This window comes from Sulfitobacter sp. OXR-159 (assembly GCF_034377145.1).
GTDB lineage: Bacteria > Pseudomonadota > Alphaproteobacteria > Rhodobacterales > Rhodobacteraceae > Sulfitobacter.
Map to the genome: position 1 here is coordinate 2,122,285 of NZ_CP139707.1, position 12,075 is coordinate 2,134,359.

Genomic DNA, 12,075 nt, shown 5'->3' on the forward strand with positions numbered 1-12,075 from the left:
GGGATGGGGCGAATGGATCAGATCAAAACCACCGATGCGGCAACTGAAGGTGCCGCGCCGCAAGAGACCAACCGAGCGCGGGTACGCCGTCTGTTCATCGATCCGCTGGTCAAGGATGGCATGCGCTTCCGCCGACAGACCTCGGCTGACGATCAGCGGCGCAAGCTTGACCAGATGGCCGATGATCTCGGGTATCTCTCGGATGAATCGCTGCGCGTCCTCGCCGCCTGCATGCGAACGAAGGGCGAAGGGTCGAGCAAGGTCTTTTGGCCCAGCCGGGTGAGCATCCTCGGATTTGCCGAAGCGCGTGAGCGCATGCCGTTGCAGGACGTGCCGGGCCTGCGATCTTGGTTCGTGTCGGCCGCAGGCCGAAAGGCGGCAGCCGTTCCGGGCCGGTTGATCTCCGAGTATGTTTTTTGGAAGAACCACAAGCGCCCTCCGCGTGGGGATCGGGAATGGTCGATCGTCACCAGCCGCGCCGAGGATTACGCGCGCCGGGTCGAGCTGATCGAAGACCGCCTGCATCGCGGCGTGACCGTCACCGAAGAGGAAAATAGCTGGCTGCAGCGATACCACGAAACTGAAGAAATGCTGCGCGGCTGGCTGACCGGAGAGGGTGCGTGATGAAAATGGCGAAGATCGACACCCCCGAAATCCAGTGGTTCGCATGCCGAGTGAAACGCAAGCAGCTTGGCGGCATTCGGTCGGTCACCGTGGGCGGGGACTTCGAGGCATACCGCGATCGATCAGGCCGGATGCGCAAGCGCCGCGTCAATGGAACCGGAAGCCAGGTGTTCCTGCCGGAACACCTGCTGCGCCGAGCTGGCTTCGAGGTATTCCTGCCCGTAAAAAAAGTGCTGCGCCGGAAGAACCGTTTTACGCCTGAGAAAACACACGTGACGCAGCCGCTCTTGGCCGATTGGCTTTTCGTGGGATGGCGGGCGGATGTCGATAGGTGGCGCGAGCTGATGGAGTTGGAGGTGATCTCAGGTGTCATGGGGACTGGCGGGCGCCCGGCGGCAATCCCTTCGTACAGAGTTGCCCGACTGATGCGACAGTGGGGCGGAGGTCGTTTATCCCGTGAGTGCAAAAAAATGGCCGAACAGCCACAGCCTTACAGCCCGGGCGAGATCGTGAAAGTTCCTGATGGGCCTTTTGTCGACTTCGATTTTAGAATTGTGGATGTGACGGCAAAGGCTGCCCGGGGGGTCATCAACATCTTCGGGCGCGAAACCCCTCTTGAGGTTCCGATCGAAAAACTTCCAGAGCGCATCACCGAGGAACGCCCATCTCTGCTGTCTGATCTAAGCTTGAGCGACCCATTCGATCCCGCGCTTTCTGCATGCCCATGCGGCCATCGGGCAGCTCAAGTATTGCCTGACGATTCGGGGTATTGCGTGGCTTGCGGCAACTGCGGCGGCCGCGCTGCACGATGGTCTCGGGATGAGGACGACGCGAAAAAGCGCTGGAATGCCTGGGTGGACAGCATGACGTTAAGTTTTCCTCACAGCGTTAAGGGGGCTTGACTGCGGGGGCGCATGTCTCTTAACAGTTGGGCATAGACGAAGGTTTGTTGGCCACTGTTGAAAGATACATGCCAGCGCTCCGGGCGGTCGAAGTCGCATGTGTTGCACCCGATTTCGACTGTATGCCGTCAAGTCCGGGCTACCACGCGAAAGCGCCGCCGCCTGTGACACTGCTACTGCAATGGAGAGAATGGCCCGGCTGAAAAGCTCGGGCTTTTTTCATGTCTAAAGGGTACTTGCACCAATGCTTGGTGGGTATTGAGATGGAGGTTGCCATGTAAATGAAATCTATTTCCTCCCTGTTGAACTAAGGCCGGTCACCGTTTGGAGGTGCCGGCCTTTTTTGTGAGCGGCGCTCATATGGAGGAATGCCAATGTTCAGCGTGGGCGAAATCGATGTGAAGGGCCTTCAGCAATTCGAGAACATGCTGGGGGCTTTGGGAGCCGAAGCGCCGAAAGCCGTGAACCGGGCTATCAACCGCACTGGCGATATGGCCCGCACACAGGTGGTCAGGACGTTGGCGCGGCAAACCGGCCTGCCGCAGAAGACGATCCGCAAGTCGGTGAAGGTCAAGCGGTCATCCTGGGCCAGCTTGGAATACCAGCTCAAGTCTGCGGGGGGTGACGTTTCGCTCAAGTACTTCAAGAAGCGCGAGACCGATGACGGCGTCCGGGCTTACCTCGGCGATGCGCGGGGCTGGGATTGGTTCGCTGAATCATTCTTCCGAGGTGGCCGGTGGCCGCGCCCACGGAAGGCGATCATTTGGAGCCATGGGCACGTTTTCGTTCGCGTTGGCGGGCGCACCGACTTGGAAAAGGTCAAGTCCGGCGTGTTCATCCCCGAAGAGATGGTGGATGGCGCAACGGCTGAGGCGTTCGAGAAGTCGGTTGAGAAGAACCTCCCGCGCCGACTGGACCATGAGATCAGCCGCCTTTTGGGCCTGTAGCGCGGGCATATGAGTATAAGCTTATGCCCCCGAAAAAAAGGGACCGTACAGCATCTGGCGCGCACGCGGGGCGGAAGCTGCCCGAGGGTTCGGCAGTCTGACCGTTTTTTCAAAGCCTTAACACAAGGGGATATGCTTAACGCTGGCTGATCGGCTTACCAAATTGAGCAGCCAGAAACTGAATGGGGCGATCAATGGAAACCGCACAAGAGGCAGTATCGCAGGCGCAACTGGCGAGGCACTTTGGCGTGAGCCGAGCGGCCGTAAGTCAGTGGAAGTCAAAGGACATCCTGCAAGAGGATGCATTCACTGAGCCGGGTAAAACGGGAAAGGTCTATCTCCACAAAGCCATGGAGCAGGTCCGCCGCAATCGCGACATCGGCCAGTCTCTTGGCAACGGGATTGCGACCCGGACAACCGGCACCCCGGCCTTGCAGGAGGAACCCCCAGAAAAAGCCGGTGAGGAAGCGGCGGAGTTGCCCTTGGAGGCGGATTTATCCGAGCAGGTCCCGTCGAACAAACCGGTTTCCGTGGAGGACCAGCTCAAGCGCGCCAAGCTGGAGCAGCAGCTGCGGACGAACCGCATGCAGGCCTCGGAGGAGGCGCTTCGGCAAGGCAAGTTGATGGCGGCGGAGGATGCGCGAGAGCAGATGGGGCGCATTGCCGGGATGATGTTACAGATCTTCGAGGGAGCGCTGCCAGACTTCGCAGCCGCAACGGCAGCGCGCTTCGATCTGCCCCAAAGGGATGTGCTTCACCTGCTGAGAGCGGAATTCAAAAAGGTTCGCAAAACGGCGGCGATGAAGGAGCGGACCCGCGCGGAGGCCGCTCAGAAGGACGTGCAAACCTCGGTTGATATGGAGGCGTAATGCTGGATGTTGCGGTCACTAGCGCCGAATGGATGGCGCACGATGTCTTGGCAGATGTGATCGACCCACCGCCCCCCGTGGATTATCTGACCTGGGCGGAGGAGAATATCGTTTTCTCCTCACGGGAAAGCCCCCTGCCCGGCCCGTACAACCGCGAACGGTTCAGCTACTTCGATGAAGTTCTAACCGCACTGTCTCCGGACGATCCATGCCGGATCGTAACGCTTTCAAAGTCGGCGCAGCTCGGCGGCACGGTGCTGGCCAACATTTTCACCGGCGGCTCTATGGACATGGACCCCGGTGACTTCCTGTATGTCCACCCGACCGACGAAAACGCACGGCGGTGGTCGAAGATGAAGCTGGCCCCGATGCTGAAAGGCACCACGGCGCTGCGAAAAATTTTCCCGATGAAGGCCCGCGATGGGTTGGATTCGGTTTTCTACAAAGAGCGCCGCGATGGTCGCGGGGCAATCCAGATTTCAGGGGCGAACTCGCCCGCCTCGCTCTCGCAAGTATCGATGTCCCGTCAGGTGCAAGATGACCTTGCCAAATGGGATATGAACAGCGCGGGCGACCCTGAGACACAAGCGGACAGCCGCAGTCAGGGGTATGAGTTCGCAAAGATATTCAAGATTTCGACACCCATGGTCGTTCCGGGGTGCCGGATCACCAAAAACTTTGAGGCGGGAAGTCAGGAACTTCTGCATGTGCCTTGCCCCCATGATGAGTGCGGGCACATGCAGGTTTTGGAGTGGGAGAACATGCTCGCGAGCTTGGATGAAGATCATCCAGAGCGCGCGCACTTCACCTGCGAAAGCTGCGGCTCAGCGATCGAGGAGCACCATCGACCGAAGATGCTACGTGGCGCGAAATGGGTCGCGGGAAACCCGAAGATGAAAAGGGTGCACCGATCGTTCTACATCTGGTCAGCCTATTCGCTGCTTCAATCCTTCGAGCGCATTGCGCGCTCGTGGCTGTCGGCGAAGGGTGACCCGCCAAAGGAGCAGACCTTCTGGAATGACGTTGTAGGGAAGGCCTATCGCGTCCTCGGTGAAGCCCCTCCATGGGAGGATATCCGGGATCGGGCGGCAGAGTCGGACTACGCTCACGGCAACATTCCGGCCGGGTATCCAATACTAACCTGCGGCGTCGACTGCCAAGGGGACCGGGTGGAATGGCAGGTTGTTGCGTGGGGTCAAAACAAACGCCGCGCGGTCATCGAGTACGGCGTGTTCAATGGGCACATCTCAGAGGATCAGTGCCAGTCAAAGCTCAACGATTTGCTGCGGCAGGGCTTTCGGAATGCCTACGGCCGCAAGATTGAAATCGATATGCTTGCGATCGACGGCAACGCCTACACTGAGGATGTGTGGGACTGGGCGCGCAAGCATCCAGCGTCACGGGTCATCATGGTGCGAGGCGTCCACCCTGAAAGCGCCCCATTGCTGGCGCAGGTGAAGAAGGAACGGAATCGGCGCGGGAAAATCGTCCGCTACTCGAAGCGCTTTTACAACTTCGCCTCCTCGGTTTTGAAGATGGGTCTCTACCGGAATCTGAAAAAGGATGATCCGGAAGAGCGCGGATTTGTCGCTGTGCCGAAAGGCTTGGAGGATGAGTTTTATCGCCAGCTTACTGCGGAAACGCGAAAGGCGCAGAAAGCGAAATCCGGGTTCACCCGGTATCTCTGGGTTAAGGACCCCAACCAGGCAAACGAAGGTTTGGATACTCACCTCCAGGCTGAGGCTGCCTGGGTTAGATTGGCTGGCCCGCAGCGCGACCTGCCCGAAACCGAGTGGGACCGATTCATGGCCGATCGAGAGCGCCCCCCGGAAGACGTCCAGGGGGATTTTGAAGATCTTCTGATGGCGGCGCAGCCGCAGGCCGAACCGGCGCCATCAGGGACGGCAACCGAAGACGAAACTGAAGCGCGAGCCAAAGAGCGCGCGCGGTCGAAGTGGAGAAACAGAACGCGATGAGCGGTCTTATCAAGCCAGACGGAACGCCCTTGATGGCGACTGGACGGTCCTCGCGCCCGACCGCCCGCTATATGCGCGACACCAAGAGCGGCGTCATTGCATCGCGGGCGACGTCATTGACCAGCCACCGCGACGACGTGCGCCAATCATGGTCACGTGCCGCAGGGCTTGCCATGGACCTGATCCAGAACAGCGGCAGGCTAAAGGGGGCGACAGACCAGGTACTTGCGGACACCGTTGGCGTGGGACTCACCCTGACGCCGGACCCTGATCTGCTCGCCGCGGGGTACGACGAAAAGGAAAAGACCGACTGGATTCGTTTGGTGAAGAAGCGCTGGCGGTCCTATTGGCACAACGCGCGCGAATGCGACATGCGTGGCAAGCTCACCGGTGCGCAGATGGTCGACATCGGGCTGCGCTGGCATATTGCTTACGGGGAGGCCACAGGCGTTTTTGACTTCTTCTCCGGCAGCGACCGCAGCCGGTATGGGATCACTTCCGGCACAAAGCTTTGTCTCGTACCCCCATCGCGGCTCGTTCAGGACACAAGCCCGATGGAAGGCCTCTTTCAGGGCGTGCGCCACGACGGCAAGGGGCGGCCAGTGTCCTATCGCTTTGAAGCTAACGCGGCCGGGTTCAAGACAAAGCGAGACTACGCCGCCTTTGATGCAGATGGCCGGCCGCTGGTTATGCATGTCTTTGACCCGATGGATGCAACGGACGTTCGCGGCATCTCGCTCCTCGCTCCCGCCTTCCGGAAGCACATACAGGCCGAGATGTTGGACGATGCGACTCTGCAGATGGCCATCTTGCAAACCGTGTTTGCGATTACTTTGACCAGTGAGTCTCCCAGCCAAGACGCCTATGAGGCGCTCGAAGTGCTTAAAGAAAGCGAAGGCGGTACGGGCTACGCGCAGGAATACCTCGGATATTTGGGCTCACAGCTTGAGCGCGCTGCGGACAGTAGAATTTCCGTGGGTTCGGACCCGCAGGTGTCCCATCTCGGCCCGGGCGAAAAGCTTGGGATGGAAACCGCAAAAATACCGGGGCAAGATTTCCTGCCATTCTCGAACAGCCTCGCGCGCGACATGGCTCGCACCATCGGAATCACCTATGGCGGCCTGACGATGGATCACACCTCTGCGACGTATTCCAGTGTGCGGATGGAGAATGCGTCGATCTGGGCCGTGGTAATGCGGCGTCGTGAGCGGATCGCAGCACCGATGTGTCAGATGGTCTATGAAAATTGGCTTGACGAAGAAGTCGGCGAGGGCCGTATCCCCTTCAGGGGCGGCTATGCCGCGTTCCGCGCCAACCGCAACCGCGTGAGCGCCGCGAATTGGCAGGGCCCGGCAAAACCGACGGCAGACGATCACAAATCAGCAAGAGCATCGACCGAAAGGCTGCAGAACGGCACCAGCTCCATTGCTCAGGAGACCGGTGATCTGGGCGTCGATCCGGATACGCTATTCGAGCAACGCCAGCGTGAGCATCAGCGGTATATCGACGCTGGCATGGAATCACCCTATGCGCCGCGCGAGTTGCAGCCGATCATTGAGACGGAGCCAGCGACATGAGCGCCTCGACCATGGTCCGCATTGGCGGTGAGCTGATCGATATCAGTAAGCCTTGCGATGTGCATACGGCGCTGCTCAAGGTGCAGCTAAAGCTGGCGACCGGCAGCTTGCGGGAAACCGTCCGCATCGACGGTGAAGAGGTGACCTTTTCCCGGGCAAATGACCGCCGCCTCGCGGCTTTGATTTTGCAGTACCGCGAGCTCTGCCCAGAGGCGCGCCAGAGCAAGCCTCGAACAAGGTATGCGAAGCGCTTTCGCTTCAACTAATCGACAAGGAGAAAGATATGCCCGTCTTGGTAGACGGCGAGCTCGTGCTTTACGGGTTCGTCGGTGATGACTTTTGGGATGAGGGCTTCACGTCCACTCAGGTGCTTGATGCCTTAGCGGAAGTGGGCGCTGAAGCGGATATCACAGTGCGCATCAATTCCGGCGGCGGCTTTAGCCACGAAGGTATTGCGATCTACAACGCGCTGACGCGGCACAAAGGCAATGTCCGTGTGGAAATCGACGCCATTGCTGCGAGCGCCGCCTCGATCATCGCAATGGCCGGCGATCAAATCTTGATGCGCCGTGGCGCTGACATGATGATCCACGATCCGTCTGGCGTCACATTCGGAACCGCAGCTGATCATGAGCAAGCGGTCACCCGCCTCAATCATCACGCCAGCAGCATGGTCAGCATCTACGCTGAGCAATCCGGCGAAGACCCTGAGGCTATCCGCGCGGATATGAAGGCGGAAATCTGGCTGAACGGCGAAGAGGCTGTGGCGCGCGGCTATGCAACCGAAACGGACGATACCGAAGCGACTGATGTCGCCGCATTCCCATATCAAATTTACTCACACGCTCCGAAGCGACTGACCTCACAGGCAAAGCAAGAGGGTTGGCGCATCGAGAGCTTCTTTCGACCAACGGCGTCTGCCGCAAAACCCAAGGCCCATGAAAAGGAGAAACCCAACATGGCACAAAAACCTGAAGCGGCGGACAACCAAGCCGCCGACACGGCAAACAGCCAGCAGCCCGGGAGCACCACTGCCCCCACTGCGGCTGACGTTAAAGCCCGCATCAAAGCCATCACCGAAGATGATGCCGCCCAAGGCTTTCAAGCCCTCGCCAAGCATCTGGCTTTCGATACCGACATGCCTGCCGATGAGGCCATCGCGACACTGAAAGCGGCGGCATCCGATGCCCCGACCGATCAAGGTGACCCGGCCCCGGACCCCGCGCAGTACCAAGCAAGCCGCAGCGCCGCTGCGGACTTGGCCCAGCCCGCTCAGCGCGACGCTGCCAAGCCGAAGGCTGCCATCAATACCGGGGGCATCTACGCCGCCCGCCGCATCGCAAAGGAGGCATAAGCCATGGAAAATGTAACTATGCAGACCCGCAATCTGTCCTTTCTGCTTTCTGAGGCGGCAGGGCAGCGCTCGCGCAACGCCGGCACGATTGCCTCTGGCGCGGGCAAGCTCGCGCCCGGCACGGTGCTGGGCAAAGTCACCGCCTCCGGCGAGTATATTCCCTCAACTGCGGCGTCAGTTGCAGGCAAAGAGGGTGCAGAAACCGCCGTGGCCATTCTTGCCTATGGCGTAGATGCGACCAACGAGGCCGTTGAGGTGGCCATCATCGATCGCGATGCCGAAGCCAAGCTGCCGATGCTGTCTTTTGACGCCTCGGTGGATGATCAGACAAAAACCGATGCGAAGGTGGCGCAGCTGGACGCTGTCGGCATCCGCGTGCGCTAAGGAGACAGCCACTATGGAACAATTCAACGACCCGCAGTTCAGCGTTATCGCCCTCACGGCCGCGCTCAACAACCAACCCTTCGTCCCGGGCCAGATCGGCGATCTCGGGATCTTCGAAGAAGATGGGGTGAATGTCACGACCGTCGAAGTCGAAGAAGAGAACGGCGTCCTCGATCTCATCGAGCCCACCCCGCGCGGCGCGCCTGGGGTGACCATTGGTGACAGTGAGCGCAACAAAATTCCGTTCAATATGGATCACTTCGAGATCAATGACGCGGTCTATGCCGATGAAGTGCAAGGGGTGCGAGCGCTTGGCAGCGATGATGCTCTGGAGACAATCCAATCGCGCATCGATTCAAAGCAAGAGCGTCATGCCCGCGCCATGGACAACACTTTGGAGCATTACCGGGTCGGCGCCATCAAAGGGTTGATCGTCTCGAAGTCAGGCCGGGTGCTCCACAACCTCTATGATCGCTTCGGCATCGCTGTGCCGAATGCGGTGAACCTCGGCATCGGCGCGGGCGAAGTGGCAAATCTCGGCGAACTCCTCGATGGCGTGACGCATTCCGTCGAAGACGATCTCGATGCTAATTACGATCACCTACACGTTTTGACCGGCCGCACCTTCCACACAAAGATGTGGACCCAAAAGGTTGTCCGCGAAACGTTCCTGAACACAAATGCGGCCGAAGTTCTGCGGCGTGGCATCCCGCGCGTCTTTGAATTTGGCGATATGGTGTTCGAGCGCTACCGCACGGGCCGCAAGGCCAAGACGGCAAACAACAACGCCGCCTATATCGCAGATGACGAGGCCCGGCTGTTCCCGGTGGGCGTTCCCGAGATGTATCTGACCCGCTTTGGTCCGGCGGATTACGAGGAAACTGTCAACACGATCGGCCTGCCCCGCTACGCACGTCAGTACGCGATGCCAAATGGCAAGGGGCGGCACCTCGATGCGCAGATGAACGTCATCAACCTGTGCACCCGTCCAGGCGCGCTGCGCCGCCTGACCATCGCCTGATATCCGAGAAGATCGCTGCAAGATTGGGCCCGCCGGGAAGTCGGCGGGCCTATGGCTGCATTCCCGAGCGCCACGGGGGCGTTTCGGAATTTAGCCCCAAGAGGAGACGATCATGGCCAAGAGTAAAAAGAAATGGGTGGCGTTCCGGACGAATGCCACGGTTCCTGCTGAGGTGATCGGCACAGAAAAGGATCAGAAGATGCAGGTTGGTGAGCCGGTCTTGCTTCCGGCTGATTATGCCGACCACGTTGTTCACGAGGGTTTTGCTGAAAAAAGTCAGGCACCAAAGAAATCTGAGCCAAAAGCGTCCGGCGGGCAGTCAGAAGAGGAGAAGGCCGAGGCCGCAAAGCTCAAAGCCGCCCAAGACCGCGTTGATGAGCTGAATGCCGAAAAGACCGAAATGTCAGAAGGCGACGATGGCTGGGATGATATGATCAAGAAGTTGGAAGAAGCGGAAGCCGATCTGGCCGCGCTGAAACCGGCGTCGTAATGGACCGCAGTCTGCGCCAAGACCTGATGGCCGAGGTGGATGATGTGTGGGCGGAAGTGGTCCGCCATCTTCCACTGGCCGATGGTCGCCAAGACCATGATCGCGATGCCGTGGAGTTTGTCGCGGTCTTGCGGACCGGGGATCGCAACGTGGAGCGCATGAACTTCGGCCGTGGAAATAGCGCGCGCTCGGGTGTTGCAGCGGACGGCGGCTATCTGCGGGTCGACCGGTCGCTCTATGCGACGATCTCAATCCGCAAGGGCGACAAGATTGTTGCGATGGAGCGTGACGGGCAGCCGATTTTCGAGGTGCTGTCAGTCGACGATCGATCACACCTCAGACTAATTTGTGAACTGGGAGATGCGAGCTGATGTCCTTGACGATGATGGCATTGCGCATTGCGGCCGTGCAGGCCCTAAAGGCTGGCGGGACGTTGGTCGGTGACAATGTTCTGGACAGTCAGATTTCCGCCATCGATCAGACGGCAGATGGAAAGCTGAAAAGCGACCAGAGCCGACCCTTCATTGCCGTCTATACCGACGCCGCCAAATCACAAGACTTGAGCCAGAGTGGCCTGCGCTCGAATGGACGCATCGACGTCATGTTCAATTGTGGCGTCTCGGTCACCATGGCGGAAACCAATCGAGAGACCGGCGAGACGCAAATCGTGGACCTCTTCCCGGCCACTGACGCCAATCTTGAGGCGACGATCGACATGCTGGATTTGCAGATCACGCGCACGCTGACAGACCCGGACAACCCGTGGGCTCAGGTGTTTGGGGATTTCGTACAGTCCTATGTGGCGAAGGAACATGTTCGATCGAGTAGTGCGGCGGAAAACGTGCGCCTCGCCGCAGGGCAAACCAAGATAACCGTCGATGTCTTCGCAGACCCGCGCCACGGTCAGCCTTTGGCCGAGGGCGGCCCCTGGCCTCGCTTTCTGGCCTTGATGGCCGAGCACGGCGCGCCGCAGTTGCCGCTATTCCAGCAGATGCTCGGCGATCCGACGTCTGGCCCCTATGAGGAATTTGAGCGCTTGACCGGCATGTCGACCCGCGACGCGCATTCGCTCCGGCTCTACACTTATGGCGGCGTGTCGCGTGATGTCGTGGTGACCGAGGCCATCAGTGACGCGGTGCCAAGCTAATGCGGGGCCTGCCAGAAATTATCGATGATCACCGACGCCGCATCGCTGAATTGGAGCGGCGGCTACGGTCTCAATCCCGCATCGGTGTCGTGACAGAGGTGGATGCAGGCAACGGCACGGCGCGGGTGAAGCTGCAAGACGGCGACCAACCGTTTCTGACGGGGTGGATACCTTGGGTGGAGCCATCCGCGGGCGCCAACAAAACACACAACCCGCCTTCAGTGGGGCAGCAAGTGCAGATCGCATCTGAATCTGGCGACCTGCATGACGCGGTTATTCAGGGCAGCTTGAACTCGGATGCCAATGGCCGCCCCTCCGGCGCGGGAGATGAGTATGTGATGCTGTCCGTTGGGGCTGCCAAGATAACGGTGACCGGCGGAGGGACTGCAATCGTCTTTTCGGTCGGCGGCTACTCACTGACCCTATCCAGCGGGGGCGCGACCAATTCGGGCGGCGCGTTGACCCACGATGGCAAGAACATCGGCAAAACTCACACCCATGGCGGCGTCCTAAGCGGGCCCGCTGACACCAAACCACCAAACTAATGGAGAGAGCCATGGCGGACCTCAAGAAAATCGAACCGGTTGACTACGAAGTAACCAAAGCTCGTGAAATCCAAGGCGTGCATCGCGCCGTTGGCGAGACCGTGTCCATGACGCCTAAGCAGGCGAAGTACTATTTGCCCCCGCACGGCGCAGGCTTGAAGCTGGCTGGGGATAAGCTTCCCAAGCAGAAGGTGCATGCGGAGAAGCCCCTCAAGGCAGATAAGACTGAGGTCTGATCG

Annotated in this window: 15 protein-coding genes; all 15 read left to right on the plus strand. The window is 59.6% G+C overall.

Features of this window, described 5'->3' with window-relative positions; all coding sequences use genetic code 11:
- Positions 1–12 precede the first annotated feature (12 nt).
- On the plus strand, positions 13–624 hold the full coding sequence (locus T8A63_RS10930) for a hypothetical protein (RefSeq protein WP_322329598.1): 612 nt from the start codon (positions 13–15) through the stop codon (positions 622–624).
- Positions 625–629: 5 nt separating this feature from the next.
- Positions 630–1,526, plus strand: coding sequence for a transcription termination/antitermination NusG family protein (locus tag T8A63_RS10935; RefSeq protein ID WP_322343797.1), 897 nt, complete (start codon positions 630–632; stop codon positions 1,524–1,526).
- 374 nt (positions 1,527–1,900) lie between these two features.
- The gene (locus T8A63_RS10940) at positions 1,901–2,473 is read left to right on the plus strand and encodes a phage tail protein (RefSeq protein WP_322343798.1); all 573 of its coding nucleotides are present in this window, start codon (positions 1,901–1,903) and stop codon (positions 2,471–2,473) included.
- Positions 2,474–2,667: 194 nt separating this feature from the next.
- Complete coding sequence (locus tag T8A63_RS10945) at positions 2,668–3,342, plus strand: hypothetical protein (protein WP_322343799.1); 675 nt, start codon at positions 2,668–2,670, stop codon at positions 3,340–3,342.
- Positions 3,342–5,318: a phage terminase large subunit family protein gene (locus T8A63_RS10950; protein ID WP_322343800.1), complete on the plus strand. Its 1,977-nt coding sequence runs from the start codon at positions 3,342–3,344 to the stop codon at positions 5,316–5,318. The genes T8A63_RS10945 and T8A63_RS10950 overlap by 1 nt, the downstream gene beginning before the upstream one ends.
- The gene (locus T8A63_RS10955) at positions 5,315–6,895 is read left to right on the plus strand and encodes a phage portal protein (protein ID WP_322343801.1); all 1,581 of its coding nucleotides are present in this window, start codon (positions 5,315–5,317) and stop codon (positions 6,893–6,895) included. The genes T8A63_RS10950 and T8A63_RS10955 overlap by 4 nt, the downstream gene beginning before the upstream one ends.
- Positions 6,892–7,161 (plus strand): hypothetical protein, encoded by a 270-nt coding sequence (locus T8A63_RS10960; protein WP_322329592.1) that lies wholly within the window; start codon positions 6,892–6,894, stop codon positions 7,159–7,161. Before T8A63_RS10955 ends, T8A63_RS10960 begins: the two co-directional genes overlap by 4 nt.
- 17 nt (positions 7,162–7,178) lie before the next feature.
- Complete coding sequence (locus T8A63_RS10965) at positions 7,179–8,249, plus strand: head maturation protease, ClpP-related (RefSeq protein ID WP_322343802.1); 1,071 nt, start codon at positions 7,179–7,181, stop codon at positions 8,247–8,249.
- Positions 8,250–8,252: 3 nt separating this feature from the next.
- The gene (locus tag T8A63_RS10970; protein ID WP_322343803.1) at positions 8,253–8,633 is read left to right on the plus strand and encodes a head decoration protein; all 381 of its coding nucleotides are present in this window, start codon (positions 8,253–8,255) and stop codon (positions 8,631–8,633) included.
- 13 nt (positions 8,634–8,646) lie between these two features.
- Positions 8,647–9,654, plus strand: a complete 1,008-nt coding sequence (locus T8A63_RS10975) for a major capsid protein (protein ID WP_322329589.1) — start codon at positions 8,647–8,649, stop codon at positions 9,652–9,654.
- A 112-nt stretch (positions 9,655–9,766) separates the two neighbouring features.
- Positions 9,767–10,144: a hypothetical protein gene (locus T8A63_RS10980; protein ID WP_322343804.1), complete on the plus strand. Its 378-nt coding sequence runs from the start codon at positions 9,767–9,769 to the stop codon at positions 10,142–10,144.
- Complete coding sequence (locus T8A63_RS10985) at positions 10,144–10,515, plus strand: hypothetical protein (protein WP_322343805.1); 372 nt, start codon at positions 10,144–10,146, stop codon at positions 10,513–10,515. Before T8A63_RS10980 ends, T8A63_RS10985 begins: the two co-directional genes overlap by 1 nt.
- Positions 10,515–11,291, plus strand: a complete 777-nt coding sequence (locus T8A63_RS10990; RefSeq protein WP_322343806.1) for a hypothetical protein — start codon at positions 10,515–10,517, stop codon at positions 11,289–11,291. The genes T8A63_RS10985 and T8A63_RS10990 overlap by 1 nt, the downstream gene beginning before the upstream one ends.
- Positions 11,291–11,836, plus strand: coding sequence for a phage baseplate assembly protein V (locus tag T8A63_RS10995; protein WP_322343807.1), 546 nt, complete (start codon positions 11,291–11,293; stop codon positions 11,834–11,836). The genes T8A63_RS10990 and T8A63_RS10995 overlap by 1 nt, the downstream gene beginning before the upstream one ends.
- Before the next feature lie 11 nt (positions 11,837–11,847).
- Positions 11,848–12,072 carry a hypothetical protein gene (locus T8A63_RS11000; protein ID WP_322343808.1) on the plus strand — a complete coding sequence of 75 codons (225 nt, stop codon included), beginning with the start codon at positions 11,848–11,850 and terminating at the stop codon, positions 12,070–12,072.
- Positions 12,073–12,075 lie beyond the last annotated feature (3 nt).

Bases quoted from the DNA above. Each gene is read 5' to 3' on its own strand.
- T8A63_RS10930 (WP_322329598.1), top strand. From the start codon at position 13: ATGGATCAGATCAAAACCACCGATGCGGCAACTGAAGGTGCCGCGCCG.
- T8A63_RS10935 (WP_322343797.1), top strand. From the start codon at position 630: ATGGCGAAGATCGACACCCCCGAAATCCAGTGGTTCGCATGCCGAGTG.
- T8A63_RS10940 (WP_322343798.1), top strand. From the start codon at position 1,901: ATGTTCAGCGTGGGCGAAATCGATGTGAAGGGCCTTCAGCAATTCGAG.
- T8A63_RS10945 (WP_322343799.1), top strand. From the start codon at position 2,668: ATGGAAACCGCACAAGAGGCAGTATCGCAGGCGCAACTGGCGAGGCAC.
- T8A63_RS10950 (WP_322343800.1), top strand. From the start codon at position 3,342: ATGCTGGATGTTGCGGTCACTAGCGCCGAATGGATGGCGCACGATGTC.
- T8A63_RS10955 (WP_322343801.1), top strand. From the start codon at position 5,315: ATGAGCGGTCTTATCAAGCCAGACGGAACGCCCTTGATGGCGACTGGA.
- T8A63_RS10960 (WP_322329592.1), top strand. From the start codon at position 6,892: ATGAGCGCCTCGACCATGGTCCGCATTGGCGGTGAGCTGATCGATATC.
- T8A63_RS10965 (WP_322343802.1), top strand. From the start codon at position 7,179: ATGCCCGTCTTGGTAGACGGCGAGCTCGTGCTTTACGGGTTCGTCGGT.
- T8A63_RS10970 (WP_322343803.1), top strand. From the start codon at position 8,253: ATGGAAAATGTAACTATGCAGACCCGCAATCTGTCCTTTCTGCTTTCT.
- T8A63_RS10975 (WP_322329589.1), top strand. From the start codon at position 8,647: ATGGAACAATTCAACGACCCGCAGTTCAGCGTTATCGCCCTCACGGCC.
- T8A63_RS10980 (WP_322343804.1), top strand. From the start codon at position 9,767: ATGGCCAAGAGTAAAAAGAAATGGGTGGCGTTCCGGACGAATGCCACG.
- T8A63_RS10985 (WP_322343805.1), top strand. From the start codon at position 10,144: ATGGACCGCAGTCTGCGCCAAGACCTGATGGCCGAGGTGGATGATGTG.
- T8A63_RS10990 (WP_322343806.1), top strand. From the start codon at position 10,515: ATGTCCTTGACGATGATGGCATTGCGCATTGCGGCCGTGCAGGCCCTA.
- T8A63_RS10995 (WP_322343807.1), top strand. From the start codon at position 11,291: ATGCGGGGCCTGCCAGAAATTATCGATGATCACCGACGCCGCATCGCT.
- T8A63_RS11000 (WP_322343808.1), top strand. From the start codon at position 11,848: ATGGCGGACCTCAAGAAAATCGAACCGGTTGACTACGAAGTAACCAAA.